The organism is Pseudomonas sp. TJI-51 (assembly GCF_000190455.2).
In the GTDB taxonomy this organism is placed as follows: Bacteria; Pseudomonadota; Gammaproteobacteria; order Pseudomonadales; family Pseudomonadaceae; genus Aquipseudomonas; species Aquipseudomonas juntendi.
On sequence record NZ_AEWE02000014.1, the window covers coordinates 170,315 to 189,690 of the forward strand.

General features: G+C 65.4%; 16 protein-coding genes and 1 pseudogene. 9 read left to right on the plus strand and 8 right to left on the minus strand.

Annotation, left to right across the window (positions count from 1 at the left end):
* Positions 1–77: 77 nt before the first annotated feature.
* The 4 genes and pseudogenes from eutH to G1E_RS04165 all read right to left on the minus strand — a co-directional run bounded on the left by eutH (position 78) and on the right by G1E_RS04165 (position 5,668).
* Positions 78–1,311, minus strand: a pseudogene (gene eutH / locus G1E_RS04150) (ethanolamine utilization protein EutH).
* Positions 1,312–1,495: 184 nt separating this feature from the next.
* Positions 1,496–2,551, minus strand: coding sequence for a lipocalin-like domain-containing protein (locus G1E_RS04155; protein ID WP_009686508.1), 1,056 nt, complete (start codon positions 2,549–2,551; stop codon positions 1,496–1,498).
* Positions 2,541–5,003 carry an FtsX-like permease family protein gene (locus G1E_RS04160; protein WP_009686507.1) on the minus strand — a complete coding sequence of 821 codons (2,463 nt, stop codon included), beginning with the start codon at positions 5,001–5,003 and terminating at the stop codon, positions 2,541–2,543. Before G1E_RS04160 ends, G1E_RS04155 begins: the two co-directional genes overlap by 11 nt.
* The gene (locus G1E_RS04165) at positions 5,000–5,668 is read right to left on the minus strand and encodes an ABC transporter ATP-binding protein (RefSeq protein ID WP_009686506.1); all 669 of its coding nucleotides are present in this window, start codon (positions 5,666–5,668) and stop codon (positions 5,000–5,002) included. The genes G1E_RS04160 and G1E_RS04165 overlap by 4 nt, the downstream gene beginning before the upstream one ends.
* Before the next feature lie 201 nt (positions 5,669–5,869).
* Here G1E_RS04165 and G1E_RS04170 point away from each other — a divergent pair, with 201 nt between their 5' ends.
* Complete coding sequence (locus G1E_RS04170; RefSeq protein ID WP_009686505.1) at positions 5,870–6,937, plus strand: aromatic ring-hydroxylating dioxygenase subunit alpha; 1,068 nt, start codon at positions 5,870–5,872, stop codon at positions 6,935–6,937.
* A gap of 12 nt (positions 6,938–6,949) precedes the next feature.
* Positions 6,950–7,900 carry a PDR/VanB family oxidoreductase gene (locus G1E_RS04175; protein WP_009686504.1) on the plus strand — a complete coding sequence of 317 codons (951 nt, stop codon included), beginning with the start codon at positions 6,950–6,952 and terminating at the stop codon, positions 7,898–7,900.
* Here G1E_RS04175 and G1E_RS04180 read toward each other — a convergent pair.
* The gene (locus G1E_RS04180) at positions 7,880–8,620 is read right to left on the minus strand and encodes a GntR family transcriptional regulator (RefSeq protein ID WP_009686503.1); all 741 of its coding nucleotides are present in this window, start codon (positions 8,618–8,620) and stop codon (positions 7,880–7,882) included. The two genes, G1E_RS04175 and G1E_RS04180, sit on opposite strands and share 21 nt — an antisense overlap.
* A gap of 56 nt (positions 8,621–8,676) precedes the next feature.
* Positions 8,677–10,014: an MFS transporter gene (locus G1E_RS04185; RefSeq protein WP_009686502.1), complete on the minus strand. Its 1,338-nt coding sequence runs from the start codon at positions 10,012–10,014 to the stop codon at positions 8,677–8,679.
* Positions 10,015–10,576: 562 nt separating this feature from the next.
* On the opposite strand from G1E_RS04185, the gene mrdA reads away from it, so the two are divergent.
* Entirely contained in the window at positions 10,577–12,472 is a 1,896-nt protein-coding gene (gene mrdA, locus G1E_RS04190; protein ID WP_047149654.1) for a penicillin-binding protein 2, read from the plus strand.
* A gap of 61 nt (positions 12,473–12,533) precedes the next feature.
* On the opposite strand, the gene G1E_RS04195 is transcribed toward mrdA, so the two are convergent.
* A complete protein-coding gene (locus tag G1E_RS04195) occupies positions 12,534–13,166 on the minus strand; it encodes a glutathione S-transferase family protein (RefSeq protein WP_009686498.1) in 633 nt (210 codons plus the stop codon).
* A gap of 189 nt (positions 13,167–13,355) precedes the next feature.
* On the opposite strand from G1E_RS04195, the gene G1E_RS04200 reads away from it, so the two are divergent.
* Positions 13,356–13,673 carry a DUF2388 domain-containing protein gene (locus G1E_RS04200; RefSeq protein WP_009686497.1) on the plus strand — a complete coding sequence of 106 codons (318 nt, stop codon included), beginning with the start codon at positions 13,356–13,358 and terminating at the stop codon, positions 13,671–13,673.
* Positions 13,674–13,733: 60 nt separating this feature from the next.
* On the opposite strand, the gene glcC is transcribed toward G1E_RS04200, so the two are convergent.
* Complete coding sequence (gene glcC / locus G1E_RS04205; RefSeq protein WP_009686496.1) at positions 13,734–14,498, minus strand: transcriptional regulator GlcC; 765 nt, start codon at positions 14,496–14,498, stop codon at positions 13,734–13,736.
* A gap of 195 nt (positions 14,499–14,693) precedes the next feature.
* Here glcC and glcD point away from each other — a divergent pair, with 195 nt between their 5' ends.
* The 5 genes from glcD to G1E_RS04230 all read left to right on the plus strand — a co-directional run bounded on the left by glcD (position 14,694) and on the right by G1E_RS04230 (position 19,351).
* A complete protein-coding gene (glcD, locus tag G1E_RS04210; protein ID WP_047149655.1) occupies positions 14,694–16,193 on the plus strand; it encodes a glycolate oxidase subunit GlcD in 1,500 nt (499 codons plus the stop codon).
* Complete coding sequence (gene glcE, locus G1E_RS04215) at positions 16,193–17,245, plus strand: glycolate oxidase subunit GlcE (RefSeq protein ID WP_047149656.1); 1,053 nt, start codon at positions 16,193–16,195, stop codon at positions 17,243–17,245. The genes glcD and glcE overlap by 1 nt, the downstream gene beginning before the upstream one ends.
* Before the next feature lie 9 nt (positions 17,246–17,254).
* On the plus strand, positions 17,255–18,490 hold the full coding sequence (glcF, locus tag G1E_RS04220) for a glycolate oxidase subunit GlcF (protein WP_009686491.1): 1,236 nt from the start codon (positions 17,255–17,257) through the stop codon (positions 18,488–18,490).
* The gene (locus G1E_RS04225; protein ID WP_047149657.1) at positions 18,483–18,881 is read left to right on the plus strand and encodes a heme-binding protein; all 399 of its coding nucleotides are present in this window, start codon (positions 18,483–18,485) and stop codon (positions 18,879–18,881) included. The genes glcF and G1E_RS04225 overlap by 8 nt, the downstream gene beginning before the upstream one ends.
* A gap of 131 nt (positions 18,882–19,012) precedes the next feature.
* Positions 19,013–19,351, plus strand: coding sequence for a hypothetical protein (locus G1E_RS04230; protein WP_033691133.1), 339 nt, complete (start codon positions 19,013–19,015; stop codon positions 19,349–19,351).
* Positions 19,352–19,376: the final 25 nt, after the last annotated feature.

A 19,376-nucleotide genomic window follows, 5' to 3' on the forward strand; every position in this document is an offset into this window, starting at 1 on the left:
TTACCGTCTTGGCCAGCCAAAAGCACAAAATCCGGGGCGCCCTGGGCGCTCCGGATCAAATGCACGACGCTTTGCGCTCAGGACGGCTCGGGCGCCACCGCGAAGGCGCCTGCGGCGTCGTCCTGGCGCCCCATTTCCTGCGCCTTGGGCACGGCCAGCCAACTGGCCAGCAGCATGGCAATCAGGCCGCCACTGAGCTTGCCAATCATCAGCGGCAGGATCAGCGAGGGCTGGAAGTTTGCCGAGAAGGCCATGTGGTCGCCGAAGGTGAAGGCCGCGCACACCGAAAAGGCTATCACCAACACCTTGTCCTTGGGCGGCATCTCGCTGACCAGGCGGAACATGGCGAGGATATTGGCCGAAGCCGCCAGCACACCCGCAGCCCCGACCCCAGACATGCCGAAGCGCGATGCCACGCGCTCGATCGGCCGCGCCAGAAAGCGCTTGAGCAAATGCACCATGGGGAATGCCCCGCACAGCATCAGGCCGACGTAGCCGGCAATCTCCAGGGCGCGGAACTGGTCATCGGCATCGGCGATGATCGGCGCGAAGCCCCAACTGCCGAATACATGGCTGAACAGCCCGGTGAAGTACTGCACGATCGACGCCACCAGTACCAGCACCACGGCGATGTACATGAACTGCCCGAGCTTGAGGAACAGGTACACCATCAGTGCCGGGCAGTAACGCAGCGCCGCCGCCAGGGCAATGCAGAACAGGATCAAGGGCATCAGGTTGCGCAGCAGCATCGCCCAGGAAAAATGCAAGGCCTGGGTGGCGGCACCGGTGGTTGCGATATCCGGGCGCACCCCCAGGTCCAGTCCCTGCATGGCCATGGCGATGATCATGATGCTCAAGGGAATGGCCAGCAGCCCAGCCATGATGCCCAGTGCCATGTACTTGTGATCGACCTTGCGCAGCATGGCCAACCCGACCGGGATGACGAAAATGATCGTCGAACCACTCTGGAACCCGGTGATCAGGCCGAGGATCCAGCCTTCCGGGCTTTGCGCCAAAGCCTTGGCCAACTGGTAGCCGCCCATGTCCGAGGCGATGAAGATAGGCCCCGCGGTGCCAGGGTCGGCGCCCATCAACTGGAACAGCGGCGCGATCACCTGGCTGATGCCGGCTGAAATGTACGGGATCGCGGCCATGATGCCAGCGACCGGGATGAAGATCGGGCCGATGCTGTGCAAGCCCGGCGATGAACTCCTGGCCCAGCTCGCCTTCGGGGTTATAGATGGATGCCAATGCACCCAGTACCGCACACACCATGATCACGTAGATGACATAGGTACCGATGCTTTCCATTTGCCGCCTCATTTTTAGAGTTGTGGGGTTGGCAGGTCTGAAAGGTCACAGGGGCATCGTTGTTTTTATGCTGAGCAAGGCGTGCCCCGTTGAGCATTCAAGCTAAGCGGCGGGGGGTGGGCTGTCCATATACCGGGAGGTATATGCCCCTGCAAAAGAGAGTGCCGTGCCCGGTTCGAAATGCTTAATACCCGGTCATTTCCAGGTACCCACGGCCACCGGCACTGCCGCTCAAACGCACCGGCCCTTCCCAATACGGGAAGCGCGTCTGCATCCACGCCTGCGGCTGAACAGCATCGACCTGCACATCCACCCCGTGCTCAGGCACCTGCACCCGCCAGCGGGTCGGCAGCTGCTTGCCATTGCCCTGTCGGGCCCAGGCCAGCGGCTGCAAGCGGATCTGTGCCGGCAACAGCGCTACCCCCTGGCCCTGCGGGTCGATCCAGGTGCCGGCGCGATACGCCTCCCCGTGCGCTTCGCGCACCTGAAACAGCATCAGCTTGGCGCCGCTGTCCAGGTGCAGCGAGAACCAGTCCCAGCCCGTTTGCCCGGCATCCAGCGGCTGGCTGCTCCATTCCCGGTCCAGCCAGGCCTGGCCAGCCACCGCGATGCACAGGCCGTCGCGCTCGACCTCGCCGCGCACCCGGTAGAACGGCTGGCTGTAGTAGTAAGAAGCCTGGCCCTTGCCCGACTTTTCGCTGTAGCCCTGCTGGCCGTGCAGCACCAGAGGCCGCTCGCTGCGCAACTGCAGGTCGTAGCGAAAACCTTTGCCAGCGGCCGTCATGCGCAGGTTGTCGATACCGCCCGGCCCCTGCAGCGACCAATCGTCGATCCACGCCCGAAACGGCTGGGCCTGCACACCCGCCTGGCCAATCCCGCCACGGGCCAGGGTTTCAGCTGACCGATGGCCGCCGGGGCCGGTCAACGCGGCGTGGCCCATCCACAGGTTCGGGCTCTGCCAATCGCCGGTCTCCGGGCCGGGGCGCAGGGCTGAGCGGAACAGCGTCCACTGCGCGCCCCAGTCACGCCCTTGGGTGTCTTTGAGGTTGGCGGTGACGTACCACCACTCGATGCGGAAACCATCGTGGGCCGCATGGTCCCGTGGGAATTCCAGGCGATGGCCGCGGGTGACCTGGCTGAACCCGCCTGCCGGCTGGCCGAGGCCGGCATAGCTTTGCGGTGCCGGCTGATCACAACCGCACAACAGGCTGCAGAGCAACAGCCAGGCTTTACGTTTCATCGGCAAACGGCCTCAACAGTTCGCGCGGCTGACGCCGGGCCAGTTGCCAGAGTGGCCAGGCGCTGGCCAACAGGCTGGTGAGCAGGCCCAGCAGGGCCAGTTGCAGCAACTGGGCGGGAAACACATGCAGCGGCAAACGCCAACCGAATGCCTGAACATTCACCACCGCGACCAGGCACCAGGCCAGCAACAGGCCCAACGGCAGCGCCAACAGCACGGTCAGGCTGCTGAGCAGCAGTGCCTGGCCAAGGCTCAGCCACACCAGCTGGGTACGCCGTACCCCCAGGGCCCATAGCGGCGCCAGCTGGCGCAGACGGGACTGGCCCAAGGTCAGCAGGTTGATGAACAGCGCCACGCCGGCCACGCCCAGGGTCAGGCTGTTGAGCGCGGCGGTGGCGGCGAAGGTGCGGTTGAATACCTCGGTCGACCACCGCTTCAACTGCGCCTGCTGCACGACCCGGCTGTCGTCGAGGTGAAAGCGCTGTTGCAACGCGGCTTTCAAGGCGGCCCCCTGGGGGTCGAGCAGGTCGACGCTCAAGCCTGTCAACGCAGCATCCGGCCAATGCGCGCGCAGCGATTGGGCATTCACCAGCATTTGGCCCTTGGGGTTGCCATAGTCGGCGTACAGGCCAACGACGAGCAAGCCGCGAGACGGGTCCGTGGGCAGCTTCAGGTGGTCCCCCAAGTGCAAACGCAACCGCCGCGCCAGCTGCTCACTGAGCATCACGGCCTGCCCCTCGGCCAATAGCTGCCAGGCCTGCGGCTGCTGTTCCAGCAACGGCCACCGGCTGTGATAAACGGGATGGTCGACAATGCCCTGCACCTGGACCGGCCAGCCTTGCACCTGCGTTTCGACGCGCCAGCCAGGCAGAACCACCCGCACGGCAGGTTGCTGCCCCAGCCACTGGGCTATCTGCAGGCCTTGCGCGGTATCGCTTGGGCTCACGTACAGGTCGGCGGACAAGCGCTGGTCCAGCCAGCCGACAAAGGTCTTGCGAAAACCCTCGGTCATGCTGCCCACACCTACGCTGGCAGCCAGCGCCAGCAGCAAGGCCATCAGCGCCAGGCTCAAGGCAGACAACTGCTGGCGGCTGTCGGCAACGAACCACTGGGCCAACGGCCGCTGACAACGGCGCGCCAACCAGGCCAGCACCCTGTCGAGCCAGGCTGGCAACGCCAATGCCGCCCCCAGCAACAGCGCCGCCAGCATACCGAAGGCGCCGGGCAGGCTGTCACCGAACACCCCGCAAGCTGACGCCAGCACCAGCAACAGGCCCGCTACCCAAGCCTGACGGCTCAGCCACGGCCCCTGTGCCAAGCGCCATGCTTGCGGCTGCGCCAACGCCAGCAAGGGCAAGCGTGCGGCGCGCAGGATGCTGCCCAGCCCGGCCAGCAGTGCACCGAGTACGCTCACCATCACGCCCCACAACCACCACTGCGCAGGCAGGTTCAGCGTGCCTGCGACCTGCGCGCCATACAGCCCGCGCAGACTGGCGGCGACATCGGGCAGCAACCAGGCCGCCACCGCGTAGCCACTGGCTACCCCGGCCAGCCCGCCAAGCACTGCGAACAGCCCCAGCTCCAGACCCAGGGCACACAGCAGGGTAGCCAGGCTGACACCACAGGCGCGCAGGTTGCGAATCAGCCCGCGCCGCTGTTCCAATGCCAGGCCAATCGCGGCATGGGCGATGAACAGGCCGACGACGAAGGCCAACAGGCCTAGCGCAGTGAGGTTGAGGTGGAAGCTGTCGGTCAGGCGCTGCAAACCGCCATCATCCTGCCGGGGTTGCACGACAAGGTCAGCCGCAATGTCGGCAGGCAAAGGCCCCGGGCTTGCCGCTACCAGCAGGCGTGACAACTGCCGCGGTGCCTGCAGCAAGGCCTGCGCATGGCCGATATCGACCACGATCACCCCGGGGGCCAGCTCGGCTTGCACCAGCAACGGCGGCAGCGGTTGCCCATCGCGGTCGTGGGCCACCTGCCCTGCGGTCATGTTCAACAGGCGCAAGGTGTCTGGCCCGACCCAGGCCTGCCCGGGCACGCCGATGAACGCCTGCAGGTCGAACGCCTGGGGCTGCACCCCGGCGATACTGCTGGCCGCCGGCAGGCTCAATGGCTCGATGCCGATCAGGCGCACACTGCGCCCGGGCTCGCCTGGCAGGCGCAGGCGCCCCTCCAGCACCGGCGACACCGCCCAACCCAGCCTGCGCAGTTGCACGTACAGCGCCTGGTCAAAGCGTTCGCCGTGGCGTGGCAGCAGTTGCGTCTGCAGCGGCCCGGCCAGTACCGCACTGGCCCTGGCGTAGTCGCTGCGTGCCTGGCTGTTCAAGGCCTGCACCCCGGTCCATAGCGCCGTGGCCAGCCACAGCCCGGTGAAGATGCTGAAAAACTGCACGCGGTGGCGCCGCCAGTGGCTGAGCAAAGCCAACAGGGCCAGCGACAGCAGCCTCATGCGCCCTGCCCGCTGCGCACACGGCCACCCTGCAGGTAGCAACGTTGCTGCAGCCGCGCCGCCAGCCGGGGGCTGTGGGTGACCATCAGCAGGCCGCTGCCAGCCTCGCTGACCAGTTGCAGCAACAGGCTCAGCACTTCGTCGCTGGTGGCTTCGTCAAGGCTGCCGGTGGGTTCGTCAGCCAATAACCAGGCCGGGCGCCCAGCCAATGCGCGGCCGATGGCCACGCGTTGCTGCTGGCCGCCCGACAGTTGTTCAGGGTAACGCCCGAGCAGGTCAGCCAGGCCCAGGCGTTGAGCCAGGTGGGCGCCCCATTCGGGGTCGTGCCGGTTGGCCAGCCGGGCCTGGAATGCCAGGTTGCTGCCCACGTCCAGGCTGCTGATCAGGTTGTACTGCTGGAACACCAGGCCAATCCCCTGTCGCCGCCACAGTGCCAGGGACGCCTCCGAGCGGCTGTCCAGGGCACTGCCGTCAATCAGGATGCGCCCGCTGTCGGCACGGTCCAGGCCGGCCACCAGGTGCAGCAAGGTGCTCTTGCCACTGCCAGACTCGCCCATCAAGGCCAGGCTGCTGCCGCGCGCCAGGCACAGGTCGACGCCCTGCAACACCGGCAACGGCCCTTGGGGGGTGGCAAATGATTTGTGCAGGTTTTCGATGGCCAGCATCGGGGGGGCCTTGGGGTCTCGGGTGACTATCCAGTAATAGCAGGTCACGGACACATAGGAGAGACGCGCCCATCAATGGATCCACAGACGATTCGATAATCGCACAAATAGCGCTATTCATTGCGTAAATGCAGATTGACCACGCACGCGCATATGGCTCTAATGGATCCATTAAACAAAAACAAAACTTGGAGAGCCTTCATGTACCCGAAAAACACCTGGTACGTTGCCTGCACCCCTGACGAAATTGCCGACAAGCCCTTGGGCCGACAGATCTGCGGCGAAAAAATCGTCTTTTACCGTGGCCAGCAGAACCGTGTAGCCGCTGTCGAGGACTTCTGCCCGCACCGAGGCGCGCCGTTATCCCTGGGCTACGTGGAAGACGGCAACCTGGTCTGCGGCTATCACGGCCTGGTCATGGGCTGCGACGGCAAGACGGTGTCGATGCCTGGCCAGCGGGTTCGCGGCTTTCCGTGCAACAAGGCGTTTGCCGTCGTGGAGCGCCATGGCTTCATCTGGGTCTGGCCTGGCGACCAGGCGCAGGCCGACCCAGCGCTTATCCCGCATTTGGAATGGGCAGACAATGAAGAGTGGGCGTACGGCGGAGGGCTGTTCCACATTGGCTGCGACTATCGCCTGATGATTGACAACCTCATGGACCTGACCCACGAAACCTACGTGCATGCCTCCAGCATCGGCCAGAAGGAAATCGACGAAGCCCCGCCCGTCACCACCGTCACCGGCGACGAAGTGGTCACCGCCCGGCACATGGAAAACATCATGGCCCCGCCCTTCTGGCGCATGGCCCTGCGCGGCAACGGCCTGGCCGACGATGTGCCGGTGGACCGCTGGCAGATCTGCCGCTTCACCCCACCCAGCCACGTCCTGATCGAAGTGGGTGTGGCACATGCCGGCAAGGGTGGCTACCACGCTGCAGCGCAGCACAAGGCCGCGAGCATCGTGGTCGACTTCATCACCCCGGAAAGCGACACCTCGATCTGGTACTTCTGGGGCATGGCGCGCAATTTTGCCGCGCACGACCAGAACCTGACCGCCGACATCCGCGAGGGCCAGGGCAAGATTTTCAGCGAAGACCTGGAAATGCTCGAGCGCCAGCAACAGAACCTGCTGGCCAACCCTGGGCGCAACCTGCTGAAGCTGAACATCGATGCCGGTGGCGTGCAATCGCGCAAGGTGCTGGAGCGGATCATCGCCAAAGAGCGTGCAGCACAGCCGCAACTGATCGCCACCAGCGCCACCCCTGCCTGAGGAGCCACCGACATGATCGATGCCATCGTGGTATCCCGTAACGATGAAGCGCAGGGTATCTGCAGTTTCGAGCTGGCCTCGGCAGATGGCAGCCTGCTGCCGGCATTCAGCGCCGGGGCCCACATTGACGTGCACCTGCCCGATGGCCTGGTGCGCCAGTATTCGCTGTGCAACCACCCGCAAGAGCGCCACCGCTACCTGATCGGCGTACTCCATGACCCGGCTTCGCGGGGCGGCTCACGCAGCCTGCACGAGCAGGTGCAGGTCGGCGCGCGGCTGCAGATCAGTGCGCCGCGCAACCTGTTCCCGCTGGCCGATGGGGCGCGGCGCAGCCTGCTGTTTGCCGGCGGCATCGGCATTACCCCGATCCTGTGCATGGCCGAGCAGTTGGCCCACAGTGGCCACGATTTCGAGCTGCACTACTGCGCCCGCTCCAGTGAGCGTGCCGCATTCGTCGGGCGTATCCGCAACGCGCCCTTTGCCGACCGCTTGTTCGTGCATTTTGACGAGCAGCCGGAAACGGCGCTGGACGCTCGCCAGGTGCTGGGCAACCCGCAAGCTGACGTGCACCTGTATGTGTGCGGGCCGGGCGGGTTCATGCAGCATGTGCTGGGCAGCGCCAGGGAGCTGGGCTGGCAGGAGGCCAACCTGCACCGCGAGTATTTCGCAGCCGCACCCGTGGACGCCAGCAACGACGGCAGCTTCTCGGTACAGGTCAACAGCACCGGCCAAGTGTTCGAGGTGCCAGCCGACCAGACCGTGGTACAGGTACTGGAGCAAAACGGCATCGAGATCGCCATGTCGTGCGAGCAAGGTATTTGCGGCACGTGCCTGACCCGCGTACTGCAGGGCACGCCAGACCACCGCGACCTGTTCCTGACCGAAGAGGAACAAGCCCTCAACGATCAGTTCACGCCTTGCTGCTCGCGCGCGAAAACACCGTTACTGGTGCTGGATATCTGAAGCGGCCAGCGCACTGGGAAGGATCACCTGCATGCCGGTGCCCGAGGCGTTTGCGCCGAAGGTTTCGGCATAGCGCAAGGTTGCATTGGCATGCTCGCGCATGATCGCTTCGGCGCGGGCACCCTGGCGGTTGACCAGGGCATCGAACACGGCATGGTGCTGCATGTGGGCGAAGTTGAAGCGCCGGTATTCACGGGCCAGGTCGTGGCGGTCTACCGCCAGCGCCGTGACCGAGGCGAATGGCAGGTGGTCGTTGCGCGCCAGCGCCACGGTAATGGCCGGGTTGTGGCTGGCTTCGATGATCACCTGGTGAAAGCGCATGTTCAGATCGTGGTAGGCCTGCAGGTCTTCTTCGGTCACGAAGCCCTTGTCGAACAGCTGGTCGCCCTCTATCAGGCACTGCTGCAGTGCCGCACGGGCCGGCGCGGCCAAGCCGCGCTCGGCAGCCTGGCGGGCGGCCAGGCCTTCGAGCACACCGCGCACCTCGACTGCACCGGCAATGTCATCGGCGCTCACCGAACGCACTTGAAAGCCCCGGCCGCCGAAGCGGACCAGCAGGCCTTCCTGTTCGAGCGTGCGAAAGGCCATGCGCACCGGCATGCGTGAAACGCCGAACAGTTCGGCAGTGGGAACTTCCATCAGGCGCTCGCCGGCCGCCAGCTCGCCTGAGGCGATCATCTTGCGCAACGCGACCAGCACCATTTGACCGGGCTTGCTCATCCAGGCAACTTCCAGGGAAACGAGCCGGCATCTTAGCGCAAGCCGGGCTCGAGTAGTCAGTGGCTCAGCGCATCGCTGACCGCCACTGGGGCCGGCCTGGGTGAGCGCAGCAGTAGCAGGCACCCCGCCGCCAGCATGAACACACTGGCAAACACCCCATACAAGTGCAGCGGCTGCCAGCCGCCATCGAGCAGCACACCCGCCACGGTGGGCGACACAATGGCGCCCATACGCCCGATGCCGATGCCCCACCCCACGCCGGTGGCGCGCACCGATGCGTCGTAGACCACCGGCGACAAGGCATACAAGCCGGCCACGCAGCCGTTGGCGAACAGCCCGATCAACAGGCCCAGGGCCAATGCCGCGCTAGCCGAGCCCCCGTTGGCCACGAACAGCACCAGCAGCGCCGCAGTGGTCAGCATGAACAGCGCCAGCACGCGGGTAAGCGGCCAGCGCGAGGCCAGCCCGCCGATCAGCGCCGCACCGAGGATGCCGCCCACGCTCAACAGAACACCGCCCGTAATGCCTTGCTGCGCGGACAGCCCGGCAGCCACCAGCAGCTTCGGGGTCCAGCTCATGACGAAGTAGAAACCGAACATGACCAGGAAGAACAGCAGCCAGATCACCAGCGTGGTCCGGCGCATGGCCGGCACCAACAGTTGCCGGAAACCGCTGGCACTGCCCGGCACCCTGGCCGCAAGCGCTGGCAGCTGCGCCAGTGCCGGGTGGCCTAGCCTTACGGCCAAGCGATTGACCCGCACCAGGGCGTTGGCTGGCCGGCGTGCCAGCAGAAAGTCCAGCGACTCCGGCAACCACAACCAGACCAGCGGTAACACGCAGACGGTGACGATGCCGCCGAACAGAAACACCGACCGCCAACCCCACTGCCCCAGCAGCCACACCGCCAGTAAACCGCCCAGGGTTGCCCCCAGGGCATAGCCGGTGGACTGCAGGCTGACCGCCAGGCCGCGCCAGCGTTTGCTGGCATATTCGCTGGCAATGACGTTGCTGCTGGCCAGGATGCCGCCAATGCCCAGGCCCGTCAGCCCACGCAACAGGGCCAGTTGCATCGGGCTCTGGCTCAACGCCGAGAGCAGCATGCCGACCCCCGACAGCACCAGGCATAGCAGGATCAGCGGGCGCCGCCCGAAACGGTCAGCCCAGGGTGCGATGAACAGCGAGCCCGCCGCCATGCCGAACAGGCCGGCACTGAGCAGCAAGCCCACCTGCGCCCCGTTGAGGTTCCACTCGGCAGACACCGAGGCAGCGGTAAAGGCCATGACCAGCACGTCGAAGCCGTCGATCATGTTGAGCAGGATGCATATGCCGATGGCCAGGCACTGAAAGCGCCCCATCGGGTCGTTGTCCAGGCGCTGCTTGAGGTCGTTATTCATAGCGCCACCTGCCGCTTTGCAGGTGGCACAACGGCAACGCACGCGCAGGCAAAGCGCAAGGAACCCTGACGGTTCCATACCCTGGAAAAGCCATTCATGACTGAACCCTTCTTGTAGTTGTCGGCGCATCAGGCTGGAGGGCTCCAGCCGATGTCAGGCGCTAATCAAACAAATAATGGATCCACAAACAATCCATGGGGCTAAAGCAAGCACGGCTCAGGCCGGTGATGACATTCTGATCAGCCCAAAAACCAAAAATTTAAATCTTAATTATCAGTACTTTACATATTCATGATTACCGTTAATTCGCGTTCGTTTATCGAACAGATTCAGTGCATGGATCCATATCGATCACGGCATTACCGCATAGGCCTGTCATCGCACCCGGCGCCATGAACAAATCTTCATATAGCGCCCCAGCGCCCTGACCATGCGGCGCACAGCGCAAGCCAGGCTACCGCCAGCCACCACCAGGCTTGAGGCTGCCGGGTGGGTTGCGTAGCATCCCCCGCCCGTTCGCGCGCCTGCACATCGGCGCGAAACCCGCACAAAAGAGCCCCGAATGCCGCAACCTATCCCCCTCAAGGACCACGAAAAGGAAAAGCACCTGGTCAACCGCCGGCTTCTGGCCTGCGCCGCCCTGGTCTTCAGCCTGTGTGCCGTGCTGGTGGGTCGGCTCTATGTGCTGCAGGTGCTGCAGCACGACCAGCAGAGCGCCGTCTCGGAAAACAACCGCGTGCATGTGCTGCCCATCGCCCCTGAGCGCGGGCTTATCTACGACCGCAACGGCGTGGTGCTGGCCGACAACAAGCCCAGCTTCGACCTGACCATTACCCGCGAGCGGACCGGCGGCAATTCGGCCAAGGTGCTCGATACCCTGACCCAGGTACTGGGGCTGAACGAGGACGACCGCAAGCAGTTCGACAAGGACCTGCGCCGGGGCCGCAAGCCGTTCGAGCCGGTCACCCTGATAGTGGGGCTGAGCGAAGAGCAGATCGCCCTGGTGGCGGTCAACCAGTTCCGCCTGCCGGGCCTGGAGGTCGAACCACAGTTCATCCGCGAGTACCCGCTGGGCGCGCATTTCGCCCATTCGGTTGGCTACGTGGGGCGCATCAACGAGAAGGAGGCCAAAGTACTCGACAGCACCGAATACCGGGGCACCCAGTCGATTGGCAAGACCGGCATCGAGCGCTTCTACGAAAGCCAGCTGCATGGCCATGTGGGCTATGAGGAAGTCGAGACCAACGCCCAGGGCCGGGTGATGCGCGTGCTCAACCACAAGGCCCCGACACCCGGGCAGGACATCGTGCTGACACTGGACGCCCGCCTGCAAGTCGCTGCCGAAAAGGCCCTGGGCGACCGCCGTGGCTCGGTGGTGGTGCTGGACCCGGCCAATGGTGACGTGCTGGCCATGGTCAGCAACCCCAGCTTCGACCCCAACCTGTTCGTCAAGGGCATCAGCTTCAAGCAGTACGCACAATTGCGCGATTCGATCGACCGCCCACTGTTCAACCGCGTGCTGCGCGGCCTGTACGCGCCCGGCTCGACGGTGAAGCCGGAAGTGGCCATCGCCGGCCTCGACAGCGGCGTGATCACCCCCGGCAGCCGGGTGTTCGACCCGGGCTACTACGAGCTGCCCAACTACGCCCACAAATACCGCAACTGGAACCGCAGCGGTGACGGCTGGGTAGACATGTACACAGCCATCATGCGCTCCAACGACACTTACTTCTACGACCTGGCGCACAAACTGGGCATCGATCGCCTGCACGACTACATGGCGGAGTTCGGCCTGGGCCAGAAGGTGTCGCTGGACATGTTCGAAGAGGCCGCCGGCCTGATGCCTTCGGCCCAATGGAAACGGGCCACCCGGCGCCAGGCCTGGTTCCCTGGCGAAACACTGATCCTTGGCATCGGCCAGGGCTACATGCAGGTCACCCCGTTGCAGCTGGCCCAGGCCACCAGCCTGCTGGCCAGCAAGGGCGTGTGGCACCGCCCGCACCTGGCCATGACCGTAGGCGGCGATGCACCGGTCGACCCCCACCCGATGCCCGACATCGTGCTGCATGACAAGCACGCCTGGGACCAGGTCAGCCAGGGCATGCAGATGGTCATGCACGACCCGCGGGGTATCGCCCGTGCGGCCGCGGCCGGCGCGCAGTACCGGATTGCCGGCAAAAGCGGCACCGCACAGGTGGTGGCGATCAAGCAGGGTGAACGCTACAACCGTGACAAGACACTGGAACGGCACCGCGACAATGCCCTGTTCGTCGGCTTTGCCCCGGCTGACCACCCGGCCGTGGTGGTGGCGGTGATGATCGAGAACGGCGAAGCCGGTGGCCGGGTGGCGGGGCCTGTGGTGCGTGAAGTGATGGACGCCTACCTGCTGGACGAACAGGGGCACCTGAAGCCCGAGTATGCGGGTGCCGTGCCACCGCGCACTACGCCGCATACCTGATGCTGCGCGGGCCTGCTGGCTGAGCGGGCCCGTGCTTCAAGCCCAGAGCAGCCCCGTGCCCTCAGTGCTGCCCACCGGTACGAGGCATCAGCTCGTAGGGGTGCTTCCACCCTGGCATGGCTTGGATGCGTGCCTTCCATGCCTCGATGTGGGTGAACTCGGCCAACGCCATACCGGTGTCCTCCGGCATGAACACATACCCCGCCAGCGACAGGTCGGCGATGGTCAACCGCCCGCCCACCATGAACGGGGCCTTCGCCAGATGGGCATCGACAATGCGGTACGCGGCGGTGGCACGCTCGCGCAAGAACTGCGTCACGTCGGTTTCGCCCGTGTTCTTCAGGCAGAACAGGAAACGCAGCGCCGCGTAATAGCTGGTGAACTTATGGTTGTCGAACAGCATCCAGCGCCAGATTTCGCGCTTTTCGTCCGCGTCGCGGGGGCCGAATTGCCCGGTCTGCTGCGCAAGGTACTCCAGAATCAGCGCAGACTGGGTCAAGGACTTGCCAGCGTGCTCCAGCACCGGCACCTCACCCTGTTCATTGACCTCATCGCGCCAGGCTTGCTCGCGGGTCTGGCCGTTGAAGAAATCGACGAACACCGGCTGCCAGTTCTGGCCAGTCAATTGCAGCATCAGCGCGGCCTTGTAGGCGTTGCCGGATTCGGCGAAGCAATGCAGCTTGTAGTCAGGCATGGGCGAACCTTGCGGTGGCTGTGATGAGCGAATGGCAGAGCAGACCACGCGCACCGCGAGGCGGTCAATGCCCGGTACCACCTGCGGGCATGCATTCTGCCAACGAACAACGGAACTACTTTCACACTGATGCTTTCTTAACCTCTGAGTGGTTTATTCCTTGGGCTTCACCCTTCTGGAGAACACGACATGCGCCACCTACTCATCGCCCCTGCGCTGCTGCTCCTGCTGCCTGCCGGTGCCGCACTGGCCCGCGTCGATGCGGGCGACGTCGCCACCTCGGCCGGTGTTTCCGCTTCGCTGTATTCCACCTTCAAGGATGACAAACGGATCATTCCTGCCCGCGACGAGCTTTCGGCGTTCGTTGCCAGTGGGGGTGCGATTCGCGGCGCTTATGTCGAAGCCGCACTGGAACAGGCCCGCAAGGACCACCCAGGGCTACAGGCCGACGACGAAGAGCTGGCCAGGGCCATTCTGTCGCAGGATGACCGCATCGCTGATCGTTGAATCAGACTTGCACCTGCCTCTGCGTGAATCTACCCACGCCGGGGCCGGCGCAGGTTCGGCTCACCCCCAACCATCCATACGCATGGTCGCCCTGACCAGGCGCTGCTCCTCCTGTTCGATCTCCCGCAAACTGTCGCGAATGCCATGGATGTGCTCGCGCGCCGCGCGCTGGGCCTGTTCCGGCAACTGCTCCATCACCGCGTGATACAGGCGTGCATGCTGGCGATCGATCTGGCGTTTCTGCGCCGGCCGGCAGTACAGGTTGTTGACCGACGCAAACACTGTGTTCAGGGTCAGATCGCTCAGCGATTGCAGGGTATGTACCAGCACGGGGTTGTGCGAGGCCTCGCTGATCGCCCGATGGAACGCATGATCGCGGTGGGCGTGCTCACGGGCATCAATGGCCTCGACGGCCTGATGCGCGGCCAGCATCTCCTCATAGCGGCGGCGGATCAGCAAGCGGTCCACGTCGGTGGCGCGCAACGCTGCCAGCCGGGCAGATTCGGCCTCGAGCAAGGCGCGCACTTCCAGCAAGTCAAACAATGTGCGCGGCTGTGAGCTGAACAGATGCATCAACGGCGTGTAGCCCGCGTGCCCGGTGAGGTCGGCGACAAAGGAGCCGCGCCCGTGCTCGGTGTCGATGATGCCGCGCCCGCGCAGCACCCGCAGCCCCTCACGCAGTGCAGAGCGCGAACACCCCAGCTTCTCGACCAGCCGCCGCTCCGAAGGTAATGCCTCGCCCACCTTGAGCACGCCTTCGACAATCAGCCGCTCGACCCGCCCGGCCACCTGGTCGGCCACCTTCGCCCTGCCCTCGTTCGCCATAGCGCACCCTCCTGCTGGTAGGACCACTTGCACACCCGCCTGCAATCTAGCCAAGCCAGGCCACCAACGGCCAGTACCCAGCGGAAAAACTGGTAGGACCAGTGGCGAGCCCACTCGACCCAGACTAGCACCGCGCGCAGGCTGCAAGCGTGACCGCTTTGCCAACAACAATAAAAACCGTTGCCGAGTGAGCCAATGACCATTCTCTACGACGAACGCGTCGATGGTGCGCTGCCCAGCAGTGACCGCGAGGCGCTGTTGCGGGCATTGCAGGCTGCCCTGCCCGACCTGCACGTTTTGCACCGCGAAGAAGACCTCAAGCCCTACGAGTGCGACGGCCTGTCGGCCTACCGCACCGTACCGTTGCTGGTCGTGCTGCCCGAACGCCTGGAGCAGGTGCAGACGCTGCTCAAGCTGTGCCATCAACGCGGCGTACCGGTAGTGGCGCGTGGCGCCGGTACCGGCCTGTCCGGTGGCGCCCTGCCACTGGCCAAGGGCATTCTGCTGGTCATGGCGCGCTTCAACCGCATCCTGGAGGTCAACCCGCAGGGTCGCTTCGCCCGGGTGCAGCCCGGGGTACGCAACCTGGCCATTTCCCAGGCCGCAGCCCCCCATGGCCTGTACTACGCACCTGACCCCTCTTCGCAAATAGCCTGCTCCATCGGCGGCAACGTGGCTGAAAACGCCGGCGGCGTGCACTGTTTGAAGTACGGCCTGACCGTGCACAACCTGCTCAAGGTCGAAATACTCACCGTCGAGGGTGAACGCCTGACCCTTGGCAGCGATGCCCTCGACTGCCCTGGCTTCGACCTGCTGGCGTTGTTCACCGGCTCCGAAGGCATGCTCGGCATCGTCACCGAAGTGACCGTCAAGCTGCTGCCCAAACCGCAAGTCGCACGGGTACTGCTGGCGAGCTTCGACAGTGTCGAGGACGCCGGCCGCGCCGTGGCCCAGATCATTGCTGCCGGGATCATCCCCGGCGGCCTGGAGATGATGGACAACCTGGCAATCCGCGCCGCCGAGGACTTCATCCACGCGGGCTACCCGGTGGAGGCGGCGGCCATCCTGCTGTGCGAGCTGGACGGTGTCGAGGCCGATGTGCACGCTGACTGCGAACGGGTCGCGGCCGTGCTGGCGCAAGCCGGCGCCCGCGACGTGCGGCTGGCCTGCGACGAGGCCGAGCGGGTGCGTTTCTGGGCCGGGCGCAAGAATGCCTTCCCGGCCGTGGGGCGCATTTCACCCGACTACTACTGCATGGACGGCACCATCCCACGCCGCGAGCTGCCGCGCGTGCTGAAAGGCATCAGCGACTTGTCCAGCGAATACGGCCTGCGCGTGGCCAATGTGTTCCATGCCGGCGACGGCAACATGCACCCGCTGATCCTGTTCGATGCCAACCTGCCGGGTGAACTGGAGCGCGCCGAGGCCATCGGCGGCAAGATTCTCGAACTGTGCGTGGCCGTGGGCGGCAGCATCACGGGTGAACACGGGGTCGGCCGGGAAAAGATCAACCAGATGTGCGCACAGTTCAACAGCGACGAAATCACCTTGTTCCATGCGGTGAAGGCTGCGTTCGACCCACAAGGCCTGCTCAACCCCGGCAAGAACATCCCCACCTTGCACCGCTGCGCCGAATTCGGCGCGTTGCACGTGCACCACGGGCAACTGCCTTTTCCCGAGCTGGAGCGTTTCTAATGAGCATGGACCACGACGACAGCCAGGCCCTGCTCGAACAGGTGAACCAGGCGCTGAACCAAGGGACGGCACTGCGCATTCAGGGTAGCGGCAGCAAGGCCATGCTCGGCAACCCGGTGGTGGCTGAAGTGCTGGACCCCCGCCGCCACCGGGGCATCGTCAGCTATGACCCGACCGAACTGGTGCTGACCGCCCGCGCTGGCACGCCGCTGCGCGAAATCGAGGCAGCGCTGCACCAGGCCGGCCAGATGCTGCCGTGCGAACCGCCCCACCTGGGGCCTGATGCGACGTTGGGCGGCATGGTCGCGGCCGGGTTGTCCGGCCCCAGGCGGCCCTGGGCGGGGTCGGTGCGCGATTACCTACTGGGTACACGCGTGGTTACCGGCCACGGCAAGCTGCTGCGCTTTGGCGGCGAGGTCATGAAGAATGTCGCTGGCTACGATGTGTCGCGCCTGATGGCGGGCAGCTTCGGTTGCCTGGGCTTGTTGACCGAGGTGTCGCTGAAGGTGCTGCCACGCCCGCGCCAGTGCCTGAGCCTGCGGCTGCCGATGGGCCGCCACGAGGCGTTGGCCGAACTGGCCGAATGGGGCCAGCAGCCGCTGCCGATCAGCGCCGCCTGCCACCACGGCGATGCCCTGTACCTGCGCCTGGAAGGCGGCGAGGGTTCGGTGCATTCGGCGCGCCTGCGGCTGGGCGGTGAAGCGCTGGACAGCCGGTTCTGGAACGACCTGCGCGAACAGCGCATGGCCTTTTTCAACGGCCCCGCCCCGCTGTGGCGGCTGTCCGTACCCATTGCCTGCGGCGAGCTGGCATTGCCCGGCGAGCAATTGATCGACTGGGGCGGTGCCCAGCGCTGGCTCAAGTCTGACGCAGAGGCGCACAACATTCGCGAGGCGGTTGCCAGGGTGGGCGGCCACGCGACCGCCTACACCCCTGGTGCGGCCAGCAGCCCGCCACTGCCCGCTGCGCTGATGCGCTACCACCAGGCGCTCAAGCAACAGCTCGACCCCCAGGGGGTATTCAACCCCGGCCGCCTGTACCCGGACCTGTGAGGCCAGACCATGCAAACCAACCTCAGCGAAAGCGCTCGCCGCCTGCCCCGTGCCGACGAAGCCGAAAGTATCCTGCGCGCCTGTGTGCACTGTGGTTTCTGCACCGCCACCTGCCCCACCTACCAGTTGCTGGGTGACGAACTGGATGGCCCGCGCGGCCGCATTTACCTGATCAAGCAGATGCTCGAAGGCGAGCCGGTCAGCGCCAGCACCCAACTGCACCTGGACCGTTGCCTGAGCTGCCGTAACTGCGAGTCAACCTGCCCGTCCGGGGTGCGCTACCACGACCTGCTGGACATTGGCCGCGCCGTGGCCGAGCAGCAGGTGCCGCGACCACTCGGCCAGCGCCTGCTGCGCCAGGGCCTGCGCGCGGTGGTCCCGCGCCCGGCACTGTTCAAGGCGCTGACCCGCAGCGGCCAGGCCCTCCGAGCGCTGCTACCGGCCACGCTCAAGGGCAAAGTGCCGGCATCAGTGACACCGCCCGGCGTGCGCCCGTCGCCGCGCCATGCCCGCCGGTTGCTGATGCTCGAAGGCTGCGTGCAGGCGGCGTTCTCGCCCAATACCAACGCCGCTGCCACGCGGCTGCTCGACCGGCTGGGGATCAGTGTGCAGCCGATCCGCCAGGCAGGCTGCTGTGGCGCCGTGGACTATCACCTCAACGCCCAGGCGCAGGGCCTGCAGCGTGCAAGGCGCAACATAGACGCCTGGTGGCCCGCCATCGAGGCGGGTGCCGAGGCCATCGTGCAAACGGCCAGTGGCTGCGGCGCGTTCGTGCGCGACTACGGCCACCTGCTGGCACAAGACCGCCAATACGCAGCCAAGGCGGCGCGCGTCAGCGCGCTGGCCCGCGACCTGGTGGAGGTGCTGGCTGCCGAGCCCGTCGAGCAGTTAGGCCTGTGCGCTGAACAGCGCCTGGCCTTTCACTGCCCATGCACCCTGCAACATGCCCTGAAACTGGGCGGGGCGGTGGAGGCATTGCTGACCCGCCTGGGCTTCACCCTGACCGCCGTGCCCGATGGCCACCTGTGTTGCGGGTCGGCGGGCACCTATTCGCTGACCCAGCCGGACCTGGCCCTGCAACTGCGCGACAACCGCCTGAACGCGCTGGAAAGCGGCAAGCCGCACATCATCGCTACGGCCAACATCGGCTGCCAGACCCACCTCGCCGGTGCAGGGCGCACCCCCGTCAGGCACTGGGTGGAAATCGTCGAAGCCGCCTTGCGGCCGGAGAACGCCCATGCATAGCAAACCCGTGATCCGCCTGGCCGAGGTTACCCGTGTACTTGAGGCTGCGCGCCAGCATGCGTTGGCCGAACAGTGGCCTGTGACCATCGTGGTGGTCGACGACGGCGGGCACCCTCTGGCCCTGCAGCGTCTGGATGGGTGTGCGCCAGCCGGTGCCTACATTGCCATGGAAAAGGCCCGCACCTCGGCGCTGGGGCGCAAGGAAACCCGGGACTACGAAGACATGGTCAATCGCGGGCGCACCGCGTTCGTCACCGCACCGCTGCTGACCTGCCTGGAGGGCGGTGTACCGCTGCAGGTGCAGGGCCAGGTGGTGGGTGCCATTGGCGTGTCGGGGGTCAAGCCCGACCAGGACGCACAAGTGGCCAAGGCGGGCGCAGCAGCCTTGTGAAGGCTGCACAGAGGGTTGCCACTCGGGCAGACTCAGAATTCCCCTACAAAATGTTCGGACGCGTCTTACTTGCCGCCTCAGCGTTGAGAAAACAAGATCGGCGCAGCATGACCAGCCAGGGGAAACGCCGCATGCACCCGTACGCACGCTCCATTGCCGAACTGCGCAGCAGCCTGCGCGAAATGCTCGCCCATGACATCAGCAACCCTGATGACGACCCGCACCTGTCAGGGGTGATGTTCTTCTGCGCTACAGACGAACAGACCCGTTTGCTGATCGAGCGCATCGAGCTGCTGGCCAGCGAGGTGCTTTTCGACCCGAACGGGCGCGCCATTGCCGAGCACATGCGCGCGGCGGCAATCGACGGCGTATGCATCAAACGCAACCGCAAGGCAGCCACAGACGAAACCCAGATACGCATTGCGCTGGCGGGCAAAGGCTACATCACCATCAGCACCGCCCGGCTCTGACAGCCGTAGCGCAAGGCTCGCGGCC

Bases quoted from the DNA above. Each gene is read 5' to 3' on its own strand.
- G1E_RS04225 (WP_047149657.1), top strand. From the start codon at position 18,483: ATGCATAGCAAACCCGTGATCCGCCTGGCCGAGGTTACCCGTGTACTT.
- glcD (WP_047149655.1), top strand. From the start codon at position 14,694: ATGACCATTCTCTACGACGAACGCGTCGATGGTGCGCTGCCCAGCAGT.
- G1E_RS04230 (WP_033691133.1), top strand. From the start codon at position 19,013: ATGCACCCGTACGCACGCTCCATTGCCGAACTGCGCAGCAGCCTGCGC.
- G1E_RS04170 (WP_009686505.1), top strand. From the start codon at position 5,870: ATGTACCCGAAAAACACCTGGTACGTTGCCTGCACCCCTGACGAAATT.
- mrdA (WP_047149654.1), top strand. From the start codon at position 10,577: ATGCCGCAACCTATCCCCCTCAAGGACCACGAAAAGGAAAAGCACCTG.
- glcE (WP_047149656.1), top strand. From the start codon at position 16,193: ATGAGCATGGACCACGACGACAGCCAGGCCCTGCTCGAACAGGTGAAC.
- G1E_RS04195 (WP_009686498.1), bottom strand. From the start codon at position 13,166: ATGCCTGACTACAAGCTGCATTGCTTCGCCGAATCCGGCAACGCCTAC.
- G1E_RS04165 (WP_009686506.1), bottom strand. From the start codon at position 5,668: ATGCTGGCCATCGAAAACCTGCACAAATCATTTGCCACCCCCCAAGGG.
- G1E_RS04180 (WP_009686503.1), bottom strand. From the start codon at position 8,620: ATGAGCAAGCCCGGTCAAATGGTGCTGGTCGCGTTGCGCAAGATGATC.
- G1E_RS04200 (WP_009686497.1), top strand. From the start codon at position 13,356: ATGCGCCACCTACTCATCGCCCCTGCGCTGCTGCTCCTGCTGCCTGCC.
- glcF (WP_009686491.1), top strand. From the start codon at position 17,255: ATGCAAACCAACCTCAGCGAAAGCGCTCGCCGCCTGCCCCGTGCCGAC.
- G1E_RS04160 (WP_009686507.1), bottom strand. From the start codon at position 5,003: ATGAGGCTGCTGTCGCTGGCCCTGTTGGCTTTGCTCAGCCACTGGCGG.
- glcC (WP_009686496.1), bottom strand. From the start codon at position 14,498: ATGGCGAACGAGGGCAGGGCGAAGGTGGCCGACCAGGTGGCCGGGCGG.
- G1E_RS04185 (WP_009686502.1), bottom strand. From the start codon at position 10,014: ATGAATAACGACCTCAAGCAGCGCCTGGACAACGACCCGATGGGGCGC.
- G1E_RS04175 (WP_009686504.1), top strand. From the start codon at position 6,950: ATGATCGATGCCATCGTGGTATCCCGTAACGATGAAGCGCAGGGTATC.
- G1E_RS04155 (WP_009686508.1), bottom strand. From the start codon at position 2,551: ATGAAACGTAAAGCCTGGCTGTTGCTCTGCAGCCTGTTGTGCGGTTGT.